Annotated in this window: 20 protein-coding genes; 16 read left to right on the top strand and 4 right to left on the bottom strand. The window is 52.9% G+C overall.

Going from position 1 to position 21,570, the window contains the following annotated elements; translation table 11 throughout:
- Positions 1-29: 29 nt before the first annotated feature.
- Positions 30-1,370 (bottom strand): long-chain fatty acid transporter FadL, encoded by a 1,341-nt coding sequence (gene fadL, locus CJP72_RS20305; RefSeq protein WP_162383128.1) that lies wholly within the window; start codon positions 1,368-1,370, stop codon positions 30-32.
- A 371-nt stretch (positions 1,371-1,741) separates the two neighbouring features.
- Between fadL and CJP72_RS20300 the strand changes: the two genes are divergently transcribed.
- From CJP72_RS20300 to sixA, 4 genes are all read left to right on the top strand, one after another.
- Positions 1,742-2,026 carry a YfcZ/YiiS family protein gene (locus tag CJP72_RS20300; protein WP_162383127.1) on the top strand — a complete coding sequence of 95 codons (285 nt, stop codon included), beginning with the start codon at positions 1,742-1,744 and terminating at the stop codon, positions 2,024-2,026.
- A 178-nt stretch (positions 2,027-2,204) separates the two neighbouring features.
- Entirely contained in the window at positions 2,205-3,515 is a 1,311-nt protein-coding gene (gene fadI, locus CJP72_RS20295; protein WP_162383126.1) for an acetyl-CoA C-acyltransferase FadI, read from the top strand.
- Entirely contained in the window at positions 3,515-5,656 is a 2,142-nt protein-coding gene (fadJ, locus tag CJP72_RS20290) for a fatty acid oxidation complex subunit alpha FadJ (protein WP_162383125.1), read from the top strand. Before fadI ends, fadJ begins: the two co-directional genes overlap by 1 nt.
- Positions 5,657-5,869: 213 nt before the next feature.
- Positions 5,870-6,355, top strand: coding sequence for a phosphohistidine phosphatase SixA (sixA, locus tag CJP72_RS20285; protein WP_162383124.1), 486 nt, complete (start codon positions 5,870-5,872; stop codon positions 6,353-6,355).
- An 87-nt stretch (positions 6,356-6,442) separates the two neighbouring features.
- Here the strand turns inward: sixA and smrB are convergent, their stop codons facing one another.
- Positions 6,443-6,994, bottom strand: a complete 552-nt coding sequence (gene smrB, locus CJP72_RS20280) for an endonuclease SmrB (RefSeq protein WP_162383123.1) — start codon at positions 6,992-6,994, stop codon at positions 6,443-6,445.
- Positions 6,995-7,159: 165 nt separating this feature from the next.
- On the opposite strand from smrB, the gene prmB reads away from it, so the two are divergent.
- From prmB to CJP72_RS20250, 6 genes are read left to right on the top strand one after another with little or no spacing between them, the layout of a single operon-like run.
- A complete protein-coding gene (prmB, locus tag CJP72_RS20275; protein ID WP_162383122.1) occupies positions 7,160-8,092 on the top strand; it encodes a 50S ribosomal protein L3 N(5)-glutamine methyltransferase in 933 nt (310 codons plus the stop codon).
- Between the two features lie 39 nt (positions 8,093-8,131).
- Positions 8,132-9,217 carry a chorismate synthase gene (aroC, locus tag CJP72_RS20270; protein ID WP_162383121.1) on the top strand — a complete coding sequence of 362 codons (1,086 nt, stop codon included), beginning with the start codon at positions 8,132-8,134 and terminating at the stop codon, positions 9,215-9,217.
- Between the two features lie 3 nt (positions 9,218-9,220).
- Positions 9,221-10,045 (top strand): penicillin-insensitive murein endopeptidase, encoded by an 825-nt coding sequence (mepA, locus tag CJP72_RS20265; RefSeq protein WP_162383120.1) that lies wholly within the window; start codon positions 9,221-9,223, stop codon positions 10,043-10,045.
- A complete protein-coding gene (locus tag CJP72_RS20260) occupies positions 10,045-10,854 on the top strand; it encodes a sulfite exporter TauE/SafE family protein (RefSeq protein ID WP_162383119.1) in 810 nt (269 codons plus the stop codon). Before mepA ends, CJP72_RS20260 begins: the two co-directional genes overlap by 1 nt.
- Complete coding sequence (locus tag CJP72_RS20255; RefSeq protein WP_162383118.1) at positions 10,854-11,402, top strand: elongation factor P hydroxylase; 549 nt, start codon at positions 10,854-10,856, stop codon at positions 11,400-11,402. Before CJP72_RS20260 ends, CJP72_RS20255 begins: the two co-directional genes overlap by 1 nt.
- Positions 11,403-11,434: 32 nt before the next feature.
- Positions 11,435-11,713, top strand: coding sequence for a YfcL family protein (locus CJP72_RS20250; RefSeq protein WP_162383117.1), 279 nt, complete (start codon positions 11,435-11,437; stop codon positions 11,711-11,713).
- 103 nt (positions 11,714-11,816) lie between these two features.
- Here CJP72_RS20250 and mnmC read toward each other — a convergent pair whose 3' ends face one another.
- Positions 11,817-13,817: a bifunctional tRNA (5-methylaminomethyl-2-thiouridine)(34)-methyltransferase MnmD/FAD-dependent 5-carboxymethylaminomethyl-2-thiouridine(34) oxidoreductase MnmC gene (gene mnmC / locus CJP72_RS20245; protein ID WP_342212334.1), complete on the bottom strand. Its 2,001-nt coding sequence runs from the start codon at positions 13,815-13,817 to the stop codon at positions 11,817-11,819.
- 158 nt (positions 13,818-13,975) lie between these two features.
- Between mnmC and fabB the strand changes: the two genes are divergently transcribed.
- Positions 13,976-15,193: a beta-ketoacyl-ACP synthase I gene (gene fabB / locus CJP72_RS20240; protein WP_162383115.1), complete on the top strand. Its 1,218-nt coding sequence runs from the start codon at positions 13,976-13,978 to the stop codon at positions 15,191-15,193.
- A gap of 204 nt (positions 15,194-15,397) precedes the next feature.
- Positions 15,398-16,576 carry an MFS transporter gene (locus tag CJP72_RS20235; RefSeq protein ID WP_162383114.1) on the top strand — a complete coding sequence of 393 codons (1,179 nt, stop codon included), beginning with the start codon at positions 15,398-15,400 and terminating at the stop codon, positions 16,574-16,576.
- On the opposite strand, the gene flk is transcribed toward CJP72_RS20235, so the two are convergent.
- Positions 16,573-17,574 (bottom strand): flagella biosynthesis regulator Flk, encoded by a 1,002-nt coding sequence (gene flk / locus CJP72_RS20230; RefSeq protein WP_162383135.1) that lies wholly within the window; start codon positions 17,572-17,574, stop codon positions 16,573-16,575. The two genes, CJP72_RS20235 and flk, sit on opposite strands and share 4 nt — an antisense overlap.
- 108 nt (positions 17,575-17,682) lie before the next feature.
- Here flk and pdxB point away from each other — a divergent pair, with 108 nt between their 5' ends.
- From pdxB to CJP72_RS20210, 4 genes are all read left to right on the top strand, one after another.
- Positions 17,683-18,819, top strand: a complete 1,137-nt coding sequence (gene pdxB / locus CJP72_RS20225; RefSeq protein ID WP_162383113.1) for a 4-phosphoerythronate dehydrogenase PdxB — start codon at positions 17,683-17,685, stop codon at positions 18,817-18,819.
- A 67-nt stretch (positions 18,820-18,886) separates the two neighbouring features.
- Entirely contained in the window at positions 18,887-19,900 is a 1,014-nt protein-coding gene (locus CJP72_RS20220) for an aspartate-semialdehyde dehydrogenase (protein WP_162383112.1), read from the top strand.
- Positions 19,900-20,712, top strand: a complete 813-nt coding sequence (gene truA / locus CJP72_RS20215; protein ID WP_162383111.1) for a tRNA pseudouridine(38-40) synthase TruA — start codon at positions 19,900-19,902, stop codon at positions 20,710-20,712. The genes CJP72_RS20220 and truA overlap by 1 nt, the downstream gene beginning before the upstream one ends.
- A gap of 49 nt (positions 20,713-20,761) precedes the next feature.
- Entirely contained in the window at positions 20,762-21,421 is a 660-nt protein-coding gene (locus tag CJP72_RS20210; RefSeq protein WP_162383110.1) for a DedA family protein, read from the top strand.
- Positions 21,422-21,570: the final 149 nt, after the last annotated feature.

The raw sequence follows: 21,570 nt of genomic DNA, 5'->3' as shown, positions 1-21,570 counted from the left end.
GCTCACCTTTTTTTATGTCTGGGACAAACTTAGAACGCGTAGTTAAAGTTGGTGCCGAACAGCCAGGCCTTACCTTCAGATTCGAACTGGTATGGACCTTCGTTGATAGTGACGCTTTGACCGTGCATGTAAGAGACGCCGACATCGATAGACGCATCTTTATTGAAGGCGTAAGTGGTACCCGCGCTCAGCCAGAAACGGTCCTGATCCGGAATAGAGATGGAACGCTTATCGGCAGGCACTGGGCTATCATCAAACGCGATACCGGTGCGGAACGTCCAGTTATCATCGTAGTAATAGGTGGTACCTAATGCGATACGGTAAGCATCCTTAAAGCCTTCGTCTTTCTGGAACAGGGTGTCGCCGCTGGTTGAAGTGGCTTTCAACTCCTGGAACTGGCTCCAGCTGGTGTAGGCCAGGCTATAGTGAATAGCCCACTGTGGCGCAACGCGGTTATAACCGGAAACTTCCCACATTTCAGGCAGATTCAGCGTCAAATAACCGGACTGGGTCGCACCGCCTGTGGCCGATGGGAGTGGCAGACCAAAGCGGTTGATTCCGCGATCCAGATCGCTGCTGTAGTTACCTTTGAAGTCGATTTTCACTTCAGAACGGTACGTTAAGGCGTAGCGGTTGTTTTTGTCGACTTCATAGAGAATGCCGGCGTTCCAGCCAAAGCCCCACTGGTTACCGTTCAGGTGAGCAATATTCTCATCGCTTGGGATACGGCTTGCCATTCCCGCCAATTGTTGACCTTGCGGAGTCTGCCCGGCAGGAGACTGCATAATCTGACCGGCAACCAGTTGACCTAAGTCACCCGCATAACGATCAATTTTAGCGCGCGCATAGACGGCATTCAGACCGAGACCAAAACTCCAGGCCTCATTTAAGCGATACGCGCCGCTTACGTTCATGTTCATGGTTTCGAGGTCAGTAGTACCACCAACAGAACCCGCTGCATAAGTGTCGTTAAACTCGGTGGCTAAACCGTAGTTAGAGGTAATGGATGCCCCGACGCCAAACTGATCATTGATTGGCGCAACGAAATGCACGTTCGGTACCCAGGCGGTTGGCGCGATGTTATCTGCGTCCAGACTACGACCCGACGGCGAACGTCCGCTAATATTAACATCAGGATCGATATACACCGCCCCGGCTGAGAATGTCGGACGATCAAACATCGTGATTAACGCAGGGTTACGACTGACGTTACCTGCGTCGTCAGCAATAGCGCCTTCACCTGAATAGGCCCGGCCAAGGCCAGAGGAAGAAAATTCGTTTAACTGAAAGCCTGCAGACCAGGCCTGTGTGGAGATAATTGCCACTGTGACTGCGAGAGCAGACTTTGTAAACAGGGTTTTCTGGCTCATGACCATAACCTCATTGATTTATTTTTATTCAAACAATGTTACATGCCGTAACAGGAGCGCGAAGTGTAGGGTCTGAGGTACGACAGAGAAATCAGACCAGTGGCGTGAGTATAGGTCTGACCAGATAGAATGTTGCAAGTATGTTTATAAAATTTTTCAATTGTGATCTTGGAAACGCGATCCAGCTGGCAAAATTGGGGGGATCCGCACTCACCCTTTTAGGTGATTTTTGTTTTAGATCATTTTTAAGTGTGATTTCGGTCACTTATGCTATTTCATATCATTAACGACTGGAGAGGTGAATGGTGGGAGCGTAAAATATCCCCAACGTTTATCTGGCACCTAAGGTGCGAATACAGAGGAAATCTACAATGAGTAAATGCAGTGCTGATGAAACCCCGGTTTGCTGCTGTATGGACGTTGGGACCATTATGGACAACTCCGACTGCACCGCGTCGTACAGTCGTGTGTTCGCAAACCGCGCGCAGGCTGAAGAAACGCTGGCTGCGTTGACGGAAAAAGCGCGTAGCGTGGAATCCGAACCTTGCCAAATCACCTCTACTTTCACTGAAGAGTCAGAAGGTGTTCGTCTGGATATCGATTTTGTCTTCGCCTGCGAAGCTGAAACACTGATCTTCCAGTTGGGCTTGCGTTAATCCCCTCCTTCCAAACACCCCTGTCAAATGATGGCAGGGGTGTTTTCGTAACGCTATGTAACTATTCACTGTGCCATAGCTCGCACTTTCTAATGTCTCTCCTTGGCTAAATGTAAAAAATTGGTTAAGACTGTGATCAGGTCAGACCACTTAATTTATTTTTTTACAGGGGAGTGTTATGAGTCAGGCTTTACCGCTGGTCACCCGTCAGGGCGATCGTATCGCCATTGTGAGCGGTTTACGTACACCGTTCGCCCGGCAGGCCACTGCATTTCATGGCATTCCCGCCGTTGATCTGGGGAAAATGGTCGTCGGTGAACTGCTTGCGCGCAGTGAAATCCCCCCTGATGTGATTGAACAACTGGTATTTGGCCAGGTTGTACAAATGCCTGAAGCGCCAAACATCGCGCGCGAAATCGTGCTGGGTACTGGGATGAACGTTCATACGGATGCCTACAGCGTGAGCCGGGCCTGTGCGACCAGTTTTCTGGCCGTGGCGAATGTGGCCGAGAGCCTGATCACGGGGACTATCCGTGCGGGTATCGCCGGTGGGGCCGATTCGTCTTCCGTGTTACCCATTGGGGTTAGCAAAAAGCTGGCGCGCGTGCTGGTGGATGTCAATAAAGCCAGAACGACCGGCCAGCGACTCAAACTCTTCTCTCGCCTGCGTTTACGCGATCTGATGCCGGTTCCTCCTGCGGTGGCGGAGTATTCAACGGGGTTGCGGATGGGGGATACCGCCGAACAAATGGCGAAAACGTATGGCATTACCCGCGAACAACAGGATGCGCTGGCGCATCGTTCTCATCAGCGTGCCGCTCAGGCCTGGGCCGAAGGTAAGTTAGCGGATGAAGTGATGACCACCTGGGTACCGCCTTTTAACGATCCTTTCGCAGAAGACAATAATATTCGCGGTAACTCTACGCTGGCTGATTACGCAAAACTGCGTCCTGCGTTCGACAAAAAGCATGGCACTGTCACGGCGGCGAACAGCACACCGCTGACGGACGGCGCGGCTGCCGTTATTTTGATGACGGAATCTCGCGCCCGGGAACTGGGACTGGTCCCGCTGGGTTATCTGCGCAGTTACGCCTTTACCGCCATCGATGTGTGGCAGGACATGTTACTGGGTCCCGCATGGTCTACACCGCTGGCGCTGGAGCGCGCGGGATTAACGATGGCCGATTTAACGCTCATTGATATGCATGAAGCGTTTGCCGCGCAGACGTTGGCCAATGTTCAACTGCTGGGCAGCGAACGTTTTGCCCGTGACGTTTTGGGACGGGCGCATGCCACCGGTGAGGTGGATGACAGCAAATTCAACGTACTGGGCGGGTCGATTGCATATGGTCACCCGTTTGCCGCCACAGGCGCACGCATGATCACCCAGACATTACACGAATTACGGCGCCGGGGCGGGGGCTTCGGTTTAGTCACCGCCTGTGCGGCGGGTGGTCTGGGTGCGGCAATGGTTCTGGAGGCGGAATAATGGAAATGACATCGGCTTTTACGCTTAACGTGCGTCTGGATAATGTCGCCGTCGTTTCTATGGACGTTCCCGGCGAAAAAATGAACACCTTAAAAGCGGAATTTGCGACTCAGGTTCGCGCCATTCTGAAACAAATCCGTGAAAACAAAGCATTGCGCGGTGTGGTGTTCATCTCGGCAAAACCAGATAATTTTATTGCTGGTGCCGATATCAATATGATTGGCCATTGTCGTAGCGCGCAGGAGGCTGAAGCTCTTGCACATCAGGGCCAGCAGATAATGTCCGAGATTAACGCGTTGCCGATCCCGGTCATTGCCGCCATTCATGGTGCGTGTTTGGGCGGGGGGCTTGAGATGGCGCTGGCCTGCCACAACCGCATTTGTACCGATGATGTAAAAACAGTACTGGGCCTGCCGGAAGTACAGCTTGGATTGTTGCCGGGCTCGGGTGGCACACAGCGGCTGCCACGCCTGGTCGGGATAAGTACGGCGCTGGATATGATCCTCACCGGCAAGCAACTGCGTGCCAGGCAGGCGCTGAAGGCGGGGCTGGTGGATGATGTTGTTCCCCATTCGATTTTGCTGGAAGCGGCTGTTGAGTTAGCCAAACAGGATCAGTCTGTTCATCGTGAATTACCGGTTCGTGAACGCATTCTGGCAGGTCCATTGGGACGCGCACTGTTATTTCGTATGGTCAGGAAACAGACGGAACAGAAAACACAGGGTAACTATCCGGCCACCGACCGCATTCTGGACGTGCTGGAAACCGGACTGGCGCAGGGGAGTCACAGCGGTTATGACGCTGAAGCGCGGGCGTTTGGCGAACTGGCGATGACGTCGGAGTCAAAAGCCTTACGTAATATATTCTTTGCCAGCACAGAAGTGAAAAAAGACCCTGGCAGCGACGCGCAACCCGGTCCACTCGAAAACGTAGGGATTCTTGGCGGTGGATTAATGGGCGGTGGTATTGCTTATGTTACGTCCTGTAAAGGCGGCTTGCCAGTTCGCATCAAAGACATTAATACGAAAGGAATCAATCACGCGCTGAAGTACACCTGGGATCAACTTGAAACGAAAGTGCGCCGCCGCCATATCAAGGCAAGTGAACGTGACAAACAGCTGGCGTTAATTTCAGGCTCTACCGATTATCGCGGTTTCTCTCATCGGGATCTGGTTATTGAGGCTGTGTTTGAAGATCTGTCGTTAAAACAACGGATGGTGGAGGAAGTTGAGCAGAATTGCGCTCCTCACACGATTTTTGCTTCTAATACCTCATCTTTACCGATTGGGGATATTGCAGCAAAGGCTCTCAGACCGGAACAGGTGATCGGCATGCACTTCTTCAGTCCGGTAGAAAAAATGCCGTTGGTTGAGATAATCCCGCATGCAACCACTTCTGCGAAGACCATTGCCACAACCGTTAAGCTGGCGAAAAAACAGGGTAAAACGCCCATTGTGGTTAGCGATAAAGCGGGGTTCTACGTCAACCGCATTCTTGCACCTTACATCAACGAGGCCATTCGGCTGCTGACAGAAGGGGAGCGCGTCGAACATATTGACGCCGCGCTAGTCAAGTTTGGTTTTCCGGTAGGTCCAATCCAACTTTTGGATGAGGTTGGAATCGATACAGGCACTAAAATTATACCTGTACTGGAAGCGGCTTACGGAGAACGTTTTAGCGCGCCTGCAAATGTTGTTGCATCAATTTTGAATGATGATCGCAAAGGTAGAAAAAATGGCCGGGGTTTCTATCTTTATGGTGCAAAAGGGCGTAAAAGCAAAAAACGCGTTGACCCTGCAATTTATACGCTTATTGGCGTACAAGGTCAGAAGAGGTTTTCCGCGCAGCAGATTGCTGAACGTTGCGTGATGTTAATGCTCAATGAAGCGGCACGTTGTTTCGATGAGCAGGTTATTCGAAGCGCCCGTGATGGTGACATCGGCGCTGTTTTCGGTATTGGTTTTCCGCCATTTCTTGGCGGCCCGTTCCGTTATATGGACTCCCTGGGGGCGGGGGAAGTGGTTGCCACTCTGCAACGGCTGAGCGCGCAATATGGCGATCGGTTTACGCCATGTGAGCCGCTATTGCAGATGGCGCAGCGTGGCGATCGCTTCTGGAAGAGTGGGGAAACGGACCTGTAAGTATAAGGTCAAAGGTAGGATGAATCCGCGCCGAATGAATGTATCGTGCTCAATTTGCAAACAGAAATTGACTATACTTACGCCATTACGGTAAAAAACAGCGTTTCAATCGGTGAGCGGATAAGGCACAATGCCGGCCACCGCATTTTTACCACTGCCATTACGGTATTGAGTACGAATGTGGGTGATTCTGGTTAACAAAAGCGGTGCAATATGCAAGTTTTTATCATGCGTCACGGCGACGCGGCCCTTGATGCCGCCAGTGATTCGGTTCGTCCCTTAACCCATTGTGGTTGTGACGAGTCCCGCCTAATGGCGAACTGGCTGAAAGGTCAAAAAGTGGATATCGAACGTGTTCTGGTGAGCCCGTTCTTGCGAGCCGAACAAACGCTGGATGTCGTTGGGGAGTGTCTGAACCTGCCGAAAGGCGTAGATGTTTTACCGGAGTTGACTCCCTGCGGCGATGTTGGTCTGGTCAGCGCCTATCTACAGGCTCTGGCTAATGAAGGCGTCGCCACTGCGCTGGTGATTTCTCACTTACCTTTAGTGGGATATCTGGTGTCTGAACTTTGTCCGGGTGAAACGCCGCCGATGTTTACCACGTCTGCCATTGCAAGCGTAACACTTGATGAGACTGGTAAAGGCAGTTTCAACTGGCAGATGAGTCCATGTAATCTGAAAATGGCGAAGGCCATTTAACGGTAAAATGCTGGATTCGGCGAAACCGCCATCTGGTGAATATAACGATTAAAAGAGCCGCATCTGCGGCTCTTTCTGTTTTTGCGGTCAGGGAAGTTCGGGGGGAAGCCACTCTTCTACTTCTATAAGTACCAGCAGCGCGGCGTCGCCGCCATATTCCTTCGGCGCCTGATGAAAAGCCATCACATGCGGGTGTTGCGCCAGCCATAGCGGTGTCTGCTGTTTAAGGATGTGCTTGCCATGTCCGTGCATCACACAGGCGCAAAACACATGTTCCCGGCGGCAGGCGGCAATCAATGCGCCTAACTCTTGTTTGGCCTGTTGCTGAGTCAAACCATGCAAGTCGAGAAACAGCTCCGGGGAGTAATCGCCACGGCGCATCTTCTTCAGTTCAAAATGGTTAACGTCGGGACGAAGGTATTTTACCGGACCATCCGTATTCAGCAGCGGTTGAAATTCGTCAGAGAAATAGTGACTGGCGTCTGCCTGCTCCGAAATGAGTCGCTTAACCGGAACTTCAGTGATTTTTTTTCGTGGCGGACGATGCACGATCGTGTCTTGCTTAATCTGACGGGTACCGGTCATCAACTGCCGGAACAACGCCTGGTCCTCCTCGCTGAGCGGGTTTTTCTTTTTCATTCGCGCGTCTCATCTTCTGTTTTGCGTTAGTTTACCCGACTCCGGGGATATCCGATCCGCCAAAACACAATTTTCGTGTTCATGCTCTGCGTGAATGCTGATTTATCCCCGTCTTCGTGGCAAACTAGCCGCCGAATTTAATGCGAGCATGCCCTGGAGGAATACGTGGATAAAATTTTCGTCGATGAAGCAGTGAGTGAACTGCATACCATTCAGGACATGTTGCGCTGGGCGGTCAGCCGTTTTAGCGCGGCGAATATCTGGTATGGCCACGGGACGGACAATCCCTGGGATGAAGCCGTGCAACTGGTATTACCGACACTCTATTTGCCGCTGGACATTCCTGAAGACATGCGTACCGCGCGCCTGACGCCGAGTGAACGTCACCGCATTGTTGAACGCGTGATTCGTCGCGTTAATGAGCGTATTCCGGTGGCCTACCTGACGAACAAAGCCTGGTTCTGCGGCCACGAATTCTATGTGGATGAACGCGTGCTGGTGCCGCGTTCGCCGATTGGCGAACTGATCAACAACCATTTTGACGGGCTAATCAAAGGCCAGCCGCAGCATATTCTGGATATGTGTACGGGGAGCGGCTGCATTGCGATTGCCTGCGCCTATGCTTTCCCGGAAGCGGAAGTCGATGCTGTTGATATTTCCACAGATGCGCTAGCGGTGACCGAACGCAACATTGAAGAGCATGGCTTGCTCCATCATGTCACGCCTATCCGTTCTGATGTCTTCCGCGACCTGCCGAAACTCCAGTATGACCTCATCGTGACAAATCCGCCGTATGTCGATGCGGAAGATATGTCCGATCTGCCGAGTGAATATCGCCACGAACCTGAACTGGGTCTGGCATCGGGAACGGATGGCTTAAAGCTTACCCGCCGTATCCTGGGCAATGCGCCGGATTACTTGTCTGATGACGGTATTCTGATTTGTGAAGTCGGAAACAGCATGGTACATCTGATAGAACAATACCCGGATGTGCCGTTTACCTGGCTGGAATTCGACAATGGTGGTGACGGCGTCTTCATGCTGACGAAAGCGCAGCTGATTGCGGCTCGTGAACATTTCAGTATCTACAAAGATTAATCAAACGCGCAAACACACAACAACGATAACGGAGTGGTGATGGCAGGAAATACACTTGGACAACTCTTTCGCGTAACCACTTTCGGCGAATCGCACGGGCTGGCGCTCGGGTGTATCGTCGATGGCGTTCCGCCGGGCATCCCGCTGACAGAGGCTGATTTGCAGCACGATCTCGACAGACGTCGTCCGGGCACCTCACGTTACACCACTCAGCGTCGTGAGCCGGATCAGGTGAAAATTCTGTCGGGTGTGTTTGAAGGCGTTACGACCGGCACCAGCATCGGTTTACTGATTGAAAACACCGATCAACGTTCGCAGGACTATAGTGCCATTAAAGACGTTTTTCGTCCGGGCCATGCCGACTATACCTATGAGCAGAAATACGGTTTACGTGATTATCGTGGCGGCGGGCGCTCATCTGCCCGTGAAACGGCAATGCGCGTTGCGGCGGGCGCGATTGCCAAAAAATATCTGGCCGAAAAATTCGGTATCGTTATTCAGGGCTGTCTGACCCAGATGGGTGATATTCCGCTGGCGATCAAAGACTGGACGCAGGTAGAGCTTAACCCGTTCTTTTGCCCTGATCCGGACAAAATCGACGCGTTAGATGAACTGATGCGTGCGCTGAAAAAAGAAGGCGATTCTATTGGCGCAAAAGTGACGGTGGTGGCGAATGGCGTACCACCGGGGCTTGGTGAGCCGGTGTTTGACCGCCTGGACGCCGATATCGCCCACGCACTGATGAGCATCAATGCGGTGAAAGGTGTGGAGATCGGCGACGGCTTCGACGTGGTCGCGCTGCGTGGCAGCCAGAACCGTGACGAAATCACCAAAGCAGGTTTCCAGAGCAACCATGCTGGCGGCATTCTGGGGGGGATCAGCAGTGGGCAACAAATTGTGGCTCACATGGCGCTGAAACCGACCTCCAGCATTACCGTGCCGGGGCGGACGATCAACCGTTTTGGCGAAGAAGTTGAGATGGTAACCAAAGGACGTCACGATCCGTGTGTTGGGATCCGTGCAGTTCCGATTGCCGAAGCGATGCTGGCGATCGTTTTGATGGATCATCTGCTGCGTCAGCGGGCGCAAAATGCGGATGTGAAAACTGATATACCACGCTGGTAACAGATGAAAAAAACGGTACTTGCACTACTGGCCCTGTTTGTCAGTAGTGCCAGCCTGGCGGTGACGCCGTGGCAAAAAATAACCCATCCCGTCGCAGGAAGCGCACAATCTATTGGCGGATTTTCGAATGGTTGTATCGTGGGCGCCGACACGCTTCCCGTACAGTCTGAATCCTACCAGGTGATGCGCACCGATCAGCGCCGTTATTTCGGCCATCCTGACCTGGTGATGTTTATCCAGCGTCTGAGTACGCAGGTGAACCAATTGGGGTTGGGAACGGTACTGATTGGCGATATGGGAATGCCTGCTGGTGGTCGGTTCAACGGCGGACATGCCAGCCATCAGACCGGCCTGGACGTCGATATTTTTCTCCAGTTACCGAAAACGCGCTGGACGCAGGCTCAGCTGTTGCGACCGCAGGCGCTGGATCTGGTGGCCGCTGATGGTAAACACGTCGTGCCGTCGTTGTGGAAGCCAGAAATTTCTCGTCTGATTAAACTGGCGGCGGAAGATAACGACGTCACGCGAATTTTTGTCAATCCTGCAATTAAACAACAACTTTGTCTGGATGCCGGGACCGATCGCGACTGGTTGCGAAAGGTTCGCCCCTGGTTCCAGCATCGTGCGCATATGCATGTCAGACTACGTTGCCCCGCCGATAGCCTTGAGTGCGAAGATCAACCGTTGCCACCGCCGGGTGATGGATGTGGCGCGGAACTGCAGAGCTGGTTCGAACCGCCGAAACCTGGAACAACAAAGCCTGAGAAGAAGACACCGCCACCGTTGCCGCCTTCCTGCCAGGCGCTACTGGATGAGCATGTACTCTAATGGACAATTTTTTAGACCTGTTTATGGTTTCGCCGCTGTTGTTGGTGGTTCTGTTTTTTATCGCGGTGCTGGCTGGATTTATTGATTCAATCGCCGGAGGCGGGGGACTACTGACCATTCCTGCGCTGATGGCGGCGGGAATGTCGCCTGCGAACGCACTGGCAACCAACAAGCTGCAGGCCTGCGGTGGCTCCATTTCGGCCACAATCTATTTTATTCGCCGCAAAGTTATCAATCTGGCGGAGCAAAAACTCAATATCGCGATGACCTTCATTGGATCAATGAGCGGTGCGCTGTTGGTTCAGCATGTGCAATCTGATGTGCTGCGTCAGATCTTGCCCGTTTTGGTTATCTGTATCGGTCTTTACTTTTTGTTGATGCCGAAACTGGGTGAGGAAGACAGGCAGCGTCGTCTTTACGGTCTGCCTTTTGCGCTGATCGCCGGAGGATGCGTCGGTTTCTACGATGGGTTCTTTGGACCCGCAGCAGGCTCGTTTTACGCACTGGCTTTTGTCACGCTGTGCGGATATAACCTCGCCAAATCAACGGCTCATGCCAAATTACTTAACGCCACTTCAAACATGGGCGGTCTGTTATTGTTTATCATTGGTGGAAAAGTGATCTGGGCGACCGGCTTTGTGATGTTGGTTGGCCAGTTCCTTGGCGCGCGTATGGGCTCCCGACTGGTATTGAGCAAAGGACAAACTCTCATTCGGCCAATGATCGTTATCGTTTCGGCGGTGATGAGTACCAAACTACTTTATGATAGTCATGGACAGGAGATCCTCCACTGGTTGGGGATGAGCTAATGAACAATACACATCACTACGAACAGCTCATTGATATTTTTAATGGCTGTTTTGCAGATGGATTTAATACCCGTCTGATTAAAGGCGATGACGAACCGATCTATCTTCCTGCAGATGCTGAGATCCCGTATCACCGTATCGTCTTTGCCCACGGTTTTTACGCCAGCGCCTTACATGAAATTTCGCACTGGTGCATCGCGGGCAAAGCGCGTCGGGAACGGGTCGATTTTGGTTACTGGTACTGTCCGGATGGCCGTGATGCGCAGACTCAGGGCCAGTTTGAGGATGTGGAAGTGAAACCACAGGCATTTGACTGGTTATTTTGCGTAGCGGCGGGTTATCCGTTCAACGTCAGTTGCGACAATCTGGAAGGCGACTTTGAACCGGATCGCGTGGTGTTTCAGCGTCGGGTACATGCTCAGGTAATGGAATATCTGGAAAAAGGGATCCCTGAACGTCCAGCGCGATTCATTAAAGCGCTACAGAATTATTATCACACGCCTGATCTTAAGGTGGAACAGTTCCCGTGGCCAGAAGCGCTCAACTGAAGCCAGCGCCACGTTTACAATGAGGAAAGAAGATGATCGCGGAGTTTGAATCACGCATTCTGGCATTAATCGACGACATGGTAGAGCATGCAAGTGATGATGAGCTTTTTGCCAGTGGGTATTTGCGTGGCCACCTGACGCTAGCCGTTGCCGAATTGGAAGGCGGTGATGACCATTCCGCCGACGCGGTATATGCCAATGTCACCACGAGTCTGGAAAAGGCGATTGGCGCGGGTGAACTCTCGCCACGCGACCAGGCATTAGTGAAGGAGATGTGGGACACTCTGTTCCAGAAGGTCACGGCAAAATAATGGCGGATTAGCCGGATGGCGACGCCTGGCGTCTTATCCGGCCTGTGATCCCGCGTCCCATAGGCCGGATAAAGTGCTTACACCGTCATCCGGCATTGTCCCGTTACTTTACTGCTTTCCCCTTCAACAACTTCCGTATCCATAATCGATTCGGGTTTAATGCCGCCAGCGTACCTGCATCTAACGGGACAGGCTCCTCACTCATTTGCGCGGCGAGGATCTCAGCGCACAGCGGGGCAGAGCACAGCCCACGCGATCCCAGCGCGCCCAACATAAACAGATCCTCGTAGACTGGCGCACTTTCCGCATCCGCGTTGTGTTCAGCAAGGTTTGCATACTGAATGAGCGTCGCGTCATAATCCGGCACATTACCCACCATAGGCAGGTGGTCGCGGGTGGCGCAACGTACGCCGCAGCGCGCCTCTTTTCCGCTCACATCGACCTCTTTTGCCCACTCAGCATGCGGAAAACAGTCAATCAGGCGCTGCCGATTCTGTTGCTGGTCATCCTCGCGATAGCGTGTCTCTTCGCTGCCACGGTGATAGCTGGCGCCAATGCAGTGATGCTGATTGACCGGGTTTTGCGGGGTAAGATAGCCGTCATAGCACAGTACTTGTCGTAGGGCGGAAAGCGCTGAGGTGGTGGGAATATGGCTGACCTGACCCCCGACGGAATAAACCGGCAACGGCTGAGTCTGATCAAAACGATTAATCTGATGACCGTTTGCCAGGACGACAACCTGATGTTCAGCTTGCGTTCCGTCGGCGAACGTCAACTGCCAGCCTGCTTCCTGCGCTGAAAGGGTAGTCAGTGAATGCTGATAACGGGTACGTAATCCCTGTTTTTCGGCAAGAAGCAGTACCGCGGTGGTCAACTCCGCCGGACACAGCCAGCCGCCTTGTGGCCAGGTGATCCCTGTGCAGTTTACCGGCAGACCGATGGTTTGCTCGATCTGCGTAGCATCAACGGCCTTTGCGAATTCGTTGGGCAATAACTGCGACAGCATTTGTTCGATTTTCTGTTCACTCTTTTCATCCCAGCCTAATTGCGTGACGCCGCACCAGTCGTGTGCAAACTCAACGGGCAGGGCGTCATACAGACGTCGGGCAAAAGTGAATGCGGCGGGAAAGAAGAGGTTAATGGCCGCGTCGTGTTTGCTGAGTAACGGATACAGCGCGCCCTGACGATTTCCGGAAGCCCCCTGAGCCGGTTGCTTATCAGCGCAATACAGTGTGACTTGCCAGCCACGGCGTAACAGCGCCAGCGACAATAAGGCGCTGGCGATGCCGCCGCCGATAATTGCCGCTTCACGTTTTGTGGTTCCACGACGGAGAAACCAGGGGGACGCGGACGGCTGCGTCAGGGTTTGTTCCATCACGCCGCAAAGCATTTCACGCTTGCGCCCGAACCCTTTGCATTTTTGCATGGTAAAACCGGCATCCTGTAAACCCCGACGCACAAAACCTGCGGAGGTAAAGGTTGCCAACGTACCGCCAGGACGGACCAGACGTGCTATCGCGTTGAACAGATTCTGCGTCCACATATCCGGATTTTTGGCCGGTGCGAAACCGTCGAGGAACCAGGCGTCAACTTTCTGATTTAACGTTTCATCCAGCTGCCCGGTCAGTTCATTGATATCGCCAAACCACAAATCCAGCGTCACACGCCCCTCGTCCAGCAACAGGCGATGACAACCGGCCAGCGGCAGAGGCCATTGAACCTGTAACTGCTCAGCCCAGGGCGTCAGTTCAGGCCAGCGTTGATGTGCCTGAACCAGATCCTGGCGGCTTAGTGGATATTTTTCGAAGCTAATGAAATGAAGTCGCTCTAACGTGGCCTTCGGATGTGAAGCGCGAAAGGCGGCGAATGCCTGCCAGAGCGTTAGAAAATTGAGACCGGTACCAAACCCGCTTTCTGCTACTACAAATAATTGCCGTGAATGAATGGGAAAGCGTTCCGCGAGATGATTTCCGCCGAGAAAAACGTAACGCGTCTCCTCCAGTCCATTATCATTAGAGAAATAGACATCATCAAAATCTCGGGAAACAGGTGTACCCTCAGCATTAAATTCAAGGTTGGCAGGTTGTATAGCGTATTGTTTCACGTAAGTTACTCGTCTCACAGGCAGTGCCACGATCTTAGCGATGTGTGCCTGGCGGCGCAAATTTCCGCATAAATTGGCTGATCGGACTTGTTCGGCGTACAAGTGTACGCTATTGTGCCATTCGAAACTTACTATAGTGCGACTTACAGAGGTATTGAATGAAACGTGCAGTGATTACTGGCTTGGGCATCGTTTCCAGCATCGGTAATAACCAGCAGGAAGTCCTGGCATCTCTGCGTGAAGGACGTTCAGGGATCACTTTCTCTCAGGAATTTAAAGATTCAGGAATGCGTAGCCACGTGTGGGGTAACGTCAAACTGGATACCACTGGTCTTATCGACCGTAAAGTGGTCCGTTTCATGAACGATGCCTCTATCTATTCCTATCTCTCCATGCAGCAGGCTGTTGAAGACGCCGGTCTGAAAGATGAGGTTTATCAGAACAACCCGCGCGTGGGTCTGATTGCTGGTTCTGGCGGTTCGTCTAAATCTCAGGTTTTTGGTGCCGATGCGATGCGTAGCCCGCGTGGCCTGAAAGCGGTGGGTCCGTATGTGGTCACCAAAGCGATGGCCTCTGCGGTGTCCGCGTGCCTCGCGACGCCGTTTAAAATCCACGGTGTGAACTACTCTATCAGTTCTGCCTGTGCGACGTCCGCACACTGTATCGGTAACGCGGTAGAACAGATTCAGTTGGGCAAGCAAGACATCGTTTTTGCTGGCGGCGGCGAAGAACTGTGCTGGGAAATGGCGTGTGAATTCGACGCGATGGGCGCGCTGTCTACCAAATATAACGAGTCTCCGGACAAAGCTTCCCGTACTTATGACGCAAACCGTGACGGTTTCGTTATCGCAGGCGGCGGCGGTATGGTTGTTGTCGAAGAGCTCGAACATGCTCTGGCACGTGGCGCGCACATCTATGCGGAAATCGTCGGCTACGGCGCAACGTCCGATGGCGCTGACATGGTTGCTCCGTCTGGTGAAGGCGCGGTGCGCTGCATGCAGATGGCCATGCACGGTGTTGACACTCCCATCGACTACCTGAACTCCCACGGTACTTCTACGCCAGTTGGCGACGTGAAAGAGCTGGGTGCAATTCGCGAAGTGTTTGGTGATAACAGCCCGGCTATTTCTGCGACTAAAGCGATGACTGGCCACTCTCTGGGCGCGGCTGGCGTACAAGAAGCCATCTACTCTCTGCTGATGATGGAACACGGTTTTATCGCACCAAGTATCAATATTGAAGAGATGGACGAGCAGGCTGCGGGCCTGAACATCGTAACGGAAACGACCGATCGCGAACTGACCACTGTGATGTCCAACAGCTTCGGTTTCGGCGGCACCAACGCCACGCTGGTAATGCGTAAGCTGAAAGCGTAAGCGGACTGACTGCTGATAAAAGGGAGCCTGATGGCTCCCTTTTTGCATTGACAAGCGGCTGAATCCGCAGGCAAACTCCACACCTCAACATTATCGTCCTGATAATGCGTAAGCGTTTAACGTCAACCAACGCACCTTAATCCTGGTACTCAGGTAGAGGGGGCGTGGCTATTCCCCGCCTTACTCTTCATTTCGGAGTAAAGCATGACTGCAGTAACTCAGACAGATAAAACCTCCTCAGCGAACGCCTCGCTGTTTCGCATCGCCTTTGCAGTTTTCCTGACCTATATGACGGTCGGTTTACCCTTACCCGTCATCCCGCTTTTTGTGCATCATGAACTGGGCTATGGCAATACCATGGTCGGCATCGCTGTAGGCATACAGTTTCTGGCCACGGTACTTACACGAGGCTATGCCGGGCGACTCGCCGATCAATATGGTGCCAAACGTTCTGCGCTACAGGGTATGTTTGCCTGTGCCCTGGCGGGCGTTGCATGGTTGCTGGCAGCGCTGTTGCCAGTCTCCATCCCGGTTAAATTTGCGCTGCTGATTGTCGGGCGTTTGATCCTGGGATTTGGTGAAAGCCAGTTGCTGACGGGCACATTAACCTGGGGAATGGGGCTGGTTGGGCCGGGGCATTCGGGGAAAGTGATGTCATGGAACGGGATGGCGATTTATGGCGCGCTGGCGGCCGGTGCGCCGCTTGGTCTGTTAATCCACAGCCATTACGGTTTTGCGGCGCTGGCGGGCACCACGATGGTGCTTCCGCTGCTGGCGTGGGCGTTTAACGGCACCGTGCGTAAAGTGCCAGCCCATCCAGGCGTACGTCCTTCACTGTGGAGTGTGGTCGGGCTTATCTGGAAACCGGGTGTTGGTCTGGCGTTGCAGGGCGTCGGTTTTGCCGTTATCGGTACGTTTATTTCACTCTACTTTGCCAGCAACGGCTGGGCGATGGCGGGGTTTACATTGACCGCTTTTGGCGGCGCATTTGTGCTCATGCGTGTGCTGTTTGGCTGGATGCCAGATCGCTTTGGCGGTGTGAGGGTGGCACTCATTTCACTGTGTGTTGAAACAACCGGGCTGGTGTTGCTCTGGCTCGCGCCAACCGCATGGTTTGCCTTATTGGGGGCAGCATTAACCGGGGCCGGGTGCTCATTAATCTTCCCGGCACTGGGCGTTGAGGTGGTGAAACGCGTACCTTCACAGGTTCGCGGTACTGCATTGGGGGGATACGCTGCGTTTCAGGACATTTCCTACGGTGTGACCGGGCCTTTGGCGGGGCTATTAGCTACCTCATACGGTTATCCCTCGGTATTTCTGGCCGGGGCGATTTCCGCAGTAGTGGGCATTATGGTGACATTACTCTCTTTTAGGAAAAGTTAGGAAACCAACAAAAAAATCGCCAGAACAATTATGAGCGCGATAAACAACAGGCCCGGTCGTGCCGACAGCGATTTAATGGTTTCAATAACCGGCGCGAACGGACTGTAGAGTGGTTGAATATACCGAGGATCGTTCAATTCTCGCTCTCGTTCTACACGACGCAGGAAGATCTGGTTAAGCAGATCCTGTACCTGGACTGAGGTCAACACCGTTTGTGGCTGAGTCTGATAAGTCTGCAGCGCATACTCTTTGATTGCCGTAAATTCATTCGGTTCTAGCGGCTGCTTCAACGCCGCCTGCAGCGTTTGCAAGGTGGGTGTGTTTTGTAGGCTGAGTGTCTGGCGCGCCTGTAACCAGGTCACCAGATGAGTGAACTGCTTAGCTGGGATCAACTCGCCGCTTTTCACGCCGGAGAGTTCCAGCATTGATTGCCAAATCAGCTTTCCCGATTCTCCCGTGGCGGCAGCCAGTTTTGTCACGAGCTGGTTGAGTGTATTGTGCTCAGCAGGTAATAACGACCTGTCGGTCGCCGGGCGCTGCTGTGGCTGCGGGATTGAGAGCAGCCCTTGTTGCAGTAGCGTCAATACGTTCTTTAACTGTTCTGGCGTAAGCTGGCTTAACGCCGTCTGGTTATACTGCTGGCGGATAAAATCACTGACGGCCTGGCGATTGTTCCCCTGGCTCAGCAGTTCTGTTAATTGCGCCAACACCTGACGATGAGCGTGGTTTTGCTGGGCGACGCCCAGTCGTTGGTTGAGATTTTGTTCAGCGGCAGGAAAATGACGCGAAAGCAACGGCGTGTCGCTTTTTACCCCCAAATCGTGTTTTATTCCGGCCCATACTTCCGCGCTTTGCTGTTGCGTCAGCGAAATCAGGCGAGTGATCAGTCGTTCCAGTACGGTACGTTGTTGGGTGGATAACGGCTGTTCGCCCGCGATGGAAAGACGGTTTCGTCCTTCACCGGGAGGTTGTGCGGGAGTGGGGGAAATGGGTTGCATCATCACTAATCCTTAAATCGTTGCAAACCAGGTCTCGCAGTATGCCTGGCGGCAAGATTATGGCACACTTGCCCGGTTAACTCTCGTTCTCAAACAGGTACGATAGACGTGAAAATCCTCGTTGATGAAAATATGCCTTATGCCCGCGAATTGTTCAGTCGTTTGGGGGAGGTAAAAGCGGTTCCTGGTCGCCCCATTCCCGTTGCTGAACTCGAAGACGCAGATGCGTTAATGGTGCGTTCGGTGACCAAAGTGAACGAATCGTTGCTGAGTGGAAAGTCCGTTAAGTTTGTCGGAACGGCGACGGCAGGCACTGATCATGTGGATGAAACCTGGCTTAAACAGGCCGGGATCGGTTTTTCTTCTGCGCCTGGCTGCAACGCCATCGCGGTTGTCGAATATGTTTTTTCCTCGTTACTGATGCTTGCTGAACGCGATGGTTTTACTTTACGCGATCGTACCGTGGGCATTATCGGTGTAGGGAATGTCGGCGGTCGTTTGCAGGCGCGACTGGAAGCGCTGGGCATTCGGACTTTACTGTGCGATCCGCCGCGCGCCGATCGTGGAGACGAGGGCGATTTCCGCTCTCTGGAAGAGTTGGTGCAGGAAGCCGACATTCTGACCTTCCACACGCCGCTTTTTAAACAAGGGCAATACAAGACGCTGCATCTGGCTGACGACGCGATGATTCGCCGCCTGAAGCCTGGAACCATTCTGGTCAATGCCAGTCGCGGCCCGGTGGTGGATAACGCTGCCTTGTTGGCGCGACTGAATGCCGGGCAACCGTTAAGTGTGGTGCTGGATGTCTGGGAAGGTGAGCCCGAGCTCAATGTCGAATTGTTGGAAAAGATCGACGTTGGTACGCCGCATATCGCGGGATATACCCTGGAAGGGAAAGCGCGCGGCACCACGCAGGTTTTTGAAGCGTATAGCGCATTTATTGCTAATGCGCAGCAAGTTGCGCTGGATACGCTGTTACCCGCGCCAGAATTTGGCCGCATCACACTTCATGGCCCGTTAGATCAGCCGACGCTGAAAAGGCTGGTACATTTGGTGTATGATGTGCGGCGCGACGATGCCCCGCTGCGAAAAGTGGCCGGGGTTCCGGGTGAGTTTGATAAACTGCGTAAGAATTACCTTGAGCGCCGTGAGTGGTCATCTTTGTCTGTGATGTGTGATGACGCTGAAACGGCAACGCTGTTGAATAAACTGGGTTTTACTGCTGTTTACCACCCAACACATTAATGTCTTCTTAATGCTCCCTGGCGAATAATTCGGCAGGGACGCTTATGTTTTTCTGGAGTAAATCACCATGTCTGAAGGCTGGAATATTGCCATCCTGGGCGCCACGGGTGCCGTAGGCGAAGCTCTGCTCGAAACGCTGGCCGAACGCCAGTTCCCGGTCGGTGAAATCTATGCGCTGGCGCGTAATGAAAGCGCTGGCGAGCATTTACGCTTTAACGGTAAATCCATCATCGTGCAGGATGTCGCTGATTTTGACTGGACGCAGGCGCAACTGGCGTTTTTTGTCGCCGGGGTTGCGGCCTCAGTTGCATGGGTTGAAGAAGCCACCAATGCCGGTTGTCTGGTGATTGACAGCAGCGGGTTATTTGCCCTGGAGCCGGATGTTCCGCTGGTCGTGCCGGACGTTAACCCGTTTGTGCTGGCGGACTATCGTAACCGCAACGTGATTGCCGTTCCTGACAGCCTGACCAGCCAGTTGCTCTCTGCATTGAAACCTCTGATCGACGAAGGGGGACTTTCTCGCATCACGGTGACGAACATTTTGTCAGCATCCGCACACGGTAAAAAAGCGGTCGATGCGCTGGCTGGTCAAAGTGCGAAATTGCTTAACGGCATTCCGATTGACGAAGATGACTATTTTGGTCGCCAGTTGGCATTCAACATGCTGCCGCTGTTGCCGGATCGCGAAGGCAGCGTGCGTGAAGAGCGCCGTATCGTCGATGAAGTCCGCAAAATTATGCAGGATGAGGGATTAATGATTTCTGCCAGTTGCGTACAGTCGCCGGTGTTTTACGGGCACGCGCAGATGGTGAATTTTGAAGCGCTGCGCCCACTGGCAGCGGAAGAGGCGCGTGATGCGTTTTCTCGCGGTGAGGACATTGTCTTGTCTGAAGAGACAGACTTCCCGACCCAGGTTGGCGATGCTTCTGGTAATCCGCAGCTTTCCGTTGGTTGTGTTCGTAACGATTACGGTATGCCGGAACAGGTCCAGTTTTGGTCAGTTGCCGATAACGTCCGTTTTGGCGGCGCGCTGATGGCGGTGAAAATTGCTGAAAAACTGGTTCAGGAGTATTTGTACTAATGTCTGACCAGCAACAACCGTCAGTTCATAAAATTGCGCTGGGTATAGAATACGACGGCAGTAAATATTATGGCTGGCAGCGTCAGAACGAAGTGCGCAGTGTCCAGGAAAAGCTGGAGAAGGCGCTTTCGCAGGTGGCCAACGAACGTATCAATGTATTTTGTGCGGGTCGTACGGACGCTGGTGTGCATGGTACTGGGCAGGTGGTGCATTTTGAGACTACCGCTCAGCGTAAAGATGCAGCGTGGACGCTGGGCGTAAATGCGAATTTGCCTGGTGACATCGCTGTGCGTTGGGTGAAAGCTGTACCTGATGATTTTCACGCCCGGTTTAGCGCAACGGCTCGCCGTTATCGCTACATCATCTACAATCATCGGTTGCGTCCGGCGGTTTTAGGTAAGGGTGTTACGCACCATTATGAGCCGCTGGATGCAGAACGTATGCACCGGGCGGCACAGTGCCTGATTGGTGAAAACGATTTTACCTCGTTTCGCGCAGTGCAGTGCCAGTCACGCACGCCGTGGCGTAATGTGATGCACATTAATGTGACGCGTCATGGTGCGTATGTGGTGGTCGATATCAAAGCAAATGCCTTTGTACATCATATGGTAAGGAATATTGTCGGTAGCCTGATGGAAGTGGGCGCCCACAACCAGCCGGAGAGCTGGATCGCAGAGTTACTGGCGGCTAAGGACAGACGGCTTTCTGCAGCAACGGCGAAAGCGGAAGGATTGTATCTGGTTGCGGTAGATTACCCTGACCGGTTTGAACTTCCTAAACCGCCGATGGGCCCGCTGTTTCTGGCGGACTAATCAGAATGGCATACCCGGAATATGACGGGTACAAAAGGCAAAAGCAAATATGGATTTGATTTACTTCCTTATCGATTTTATTTTGCACATTGATGTGCACCTGGCGGAACTGGTGGCGGAATATGGCGTGTGGGTTTATGCCATTCTGTTCCTCATCCTGTTCTGCGAAACCGGCCTTGTGGTCACGCCGTTTCTGCCAGGTGACTCGCTACTGTTTGTGGCGGGAGCGCTTTCTGCGTTGCCATCCAACGATCTCAACGTTCACCTGATGGTGGGGTTGATGGTGGTGGCGGCGATTATAGGCGATGCGGTGAACTACACAATTGGCCGACTGTTTGGCGAAAAACTCTTCAGCAATCCTAACTCGAAGATCTTTCGTCGCAGCTATCTGGACAAAACCCATGCGTTCTACGAACGTCATGGCGGTAAAACCATTATTCTGGCGCGTTTTGTCCCCATTGTGCGTACATTTGCACCGTTTGTTGCGGGAATGGGACATATGTCTTATCGCCATTTTGCGCTGTACAACGTGACGGGCGCATTGCTTTGGGTACTGCTATTTACCTATGCAGGCTACCTGTTTGGCGATCTGCCGGTTGTTCAGGAAAACCTGAAATTGTTGATTGTGGCGATTATTGTGCTCTCAGTATTACCGGGTGTTATTGAAATAATCCGCCATAAGCGAGCGGCTTCACGTGCCGCAAAATAGAAAGTAACTCAGCGGTTCGACCACTTTTTTATCCAAAGTTTCGGGCTGTTATGTTTTAATGTGCAACATTCATGGTCTGTTGGGGGCAAAAATGGCATTATGCGCCCCCAAAGATAAAACTGGCATCGAACCAGGTTCAGGCAGAAAGG

The sequence above is a fragment of the Citrobacter sp. NCU1 genome (genome assembly GCF_010231475.1).
GTDB lineage: Bacteria > Pseudomonadota > Gammaproteobacteria > Enterobacterales > Enterobacteriaceae > Citrobacter_D.
This window is presented reverse-complemented; position numbering and strand designations above follow the sequence as displayed.

Coding starts and splice junctions, on each gene's coding strand:
- flk (WP_162383135.1), bottom strand. CDS start 17,574: ATGCAACCCATTTCCCCCACTCCCGCACAACCTCCCGGTGAAGGACGA.
- fadL (WP_162383128.1), bottom strand. CDS start 1,370: ATGAGCCAGAAAACCCTGTTTACAAAGTCTGCTCTCGCAGTCACAGTG.
- CJP72_RS20300 (WP_162383127.1), top strand. CDS start 1,742: ATGAGTAAATGCAGTGCTGATGAAACCCCGGTTTGCTGCTGTATGGAC.
- mepA (WP_162383120.1), top strand. CDS start 9,221: ATGAAAAAAACGGTACTTGCACTACTGGCCCTGTTTGTCAGTAGTGCC.
- smrB (WP_162383123.1), bottom strand. CDS start 6,994: ATGAAAAAGAAAAACCCGCTCAGCGAGGAGGACCAGGCGTTGTTCCGG.
- CJP72_RS20250 (WP_162383117.1), top strand. CDS start 11,435: ATGATCGCGGAGTTTGAATCACGCATTCTGGCATTAATCGACGACATG.
- CJP72_RS20220 (WP_162383112.1), top strand. CDS start 18,887: ATGTCTGAAGGCTGGAATATTGCCATCCTGGGCGCCACGGGTGCCGTA.
- sixA (WP_162383124.1), top strand. CDS start 5,870: ATGCAAGTTTTTATCATGCGTCACGGCGACGCGGCCCTTGATGCCGCC.
- CJP72_RS20210 (WP_162383110.1), top strand. CDS start 20,762: ATGGATTTGATTTACTTCCTTATCGATTTTATTTTGCACATTGATGTG.
- aroC (WP_162383121.1), top strand. CDS start 8,132: ATGGCAGGAAATACACTTGGACAACTCTTTCGCGTAACCACTTTCGGC.
- CJP72_RS20260 (WP_162383119.1), top strand. CDS start 10,045: ATGGACAATTTTTTAGACCTGTTTATGGTTTCGCCGCTGTTGTTGGTG.
- CJP72_RS20255 (WP_162383118.1), top strand. CDS start 10,854: ATGAACAATACACATCACTACGAACAGCTCATTGATATTTTTAATGGC.
- fadI (WP_162383126.1), top strand. CDS start 2,205: ATGAGTCAGGCTTTACCGCTGGTCACCCGTCAGGGCGATCGTATCGCC.
- CJP72_RS20235 (WP_162383114.1), top strand. CDS start 15,398: ATGACTGCAGTAACTCAGACAGATAAAACCTCCTCAGCGAACGCCTCG.
- fabB (WP_162383115.1), top strand. CDS start 13,976: ATGAAACGTGCAGTGATTACTGGCTTGGGCATCGTTTCCAGCATCGGT.
- truA (WP_162383111.1), top strand. CDS start 19,900: ATGTCTGACCAGCAACAACCGTCAGTTCATAAAATTGCGCTGGGTATA.
- fadJ (WP_162383125.1), top strand. CDS start 3,515: ATGGAAATGACATCGGCTTTTACGCTTAACGTGCGTCTGGATAATGTC.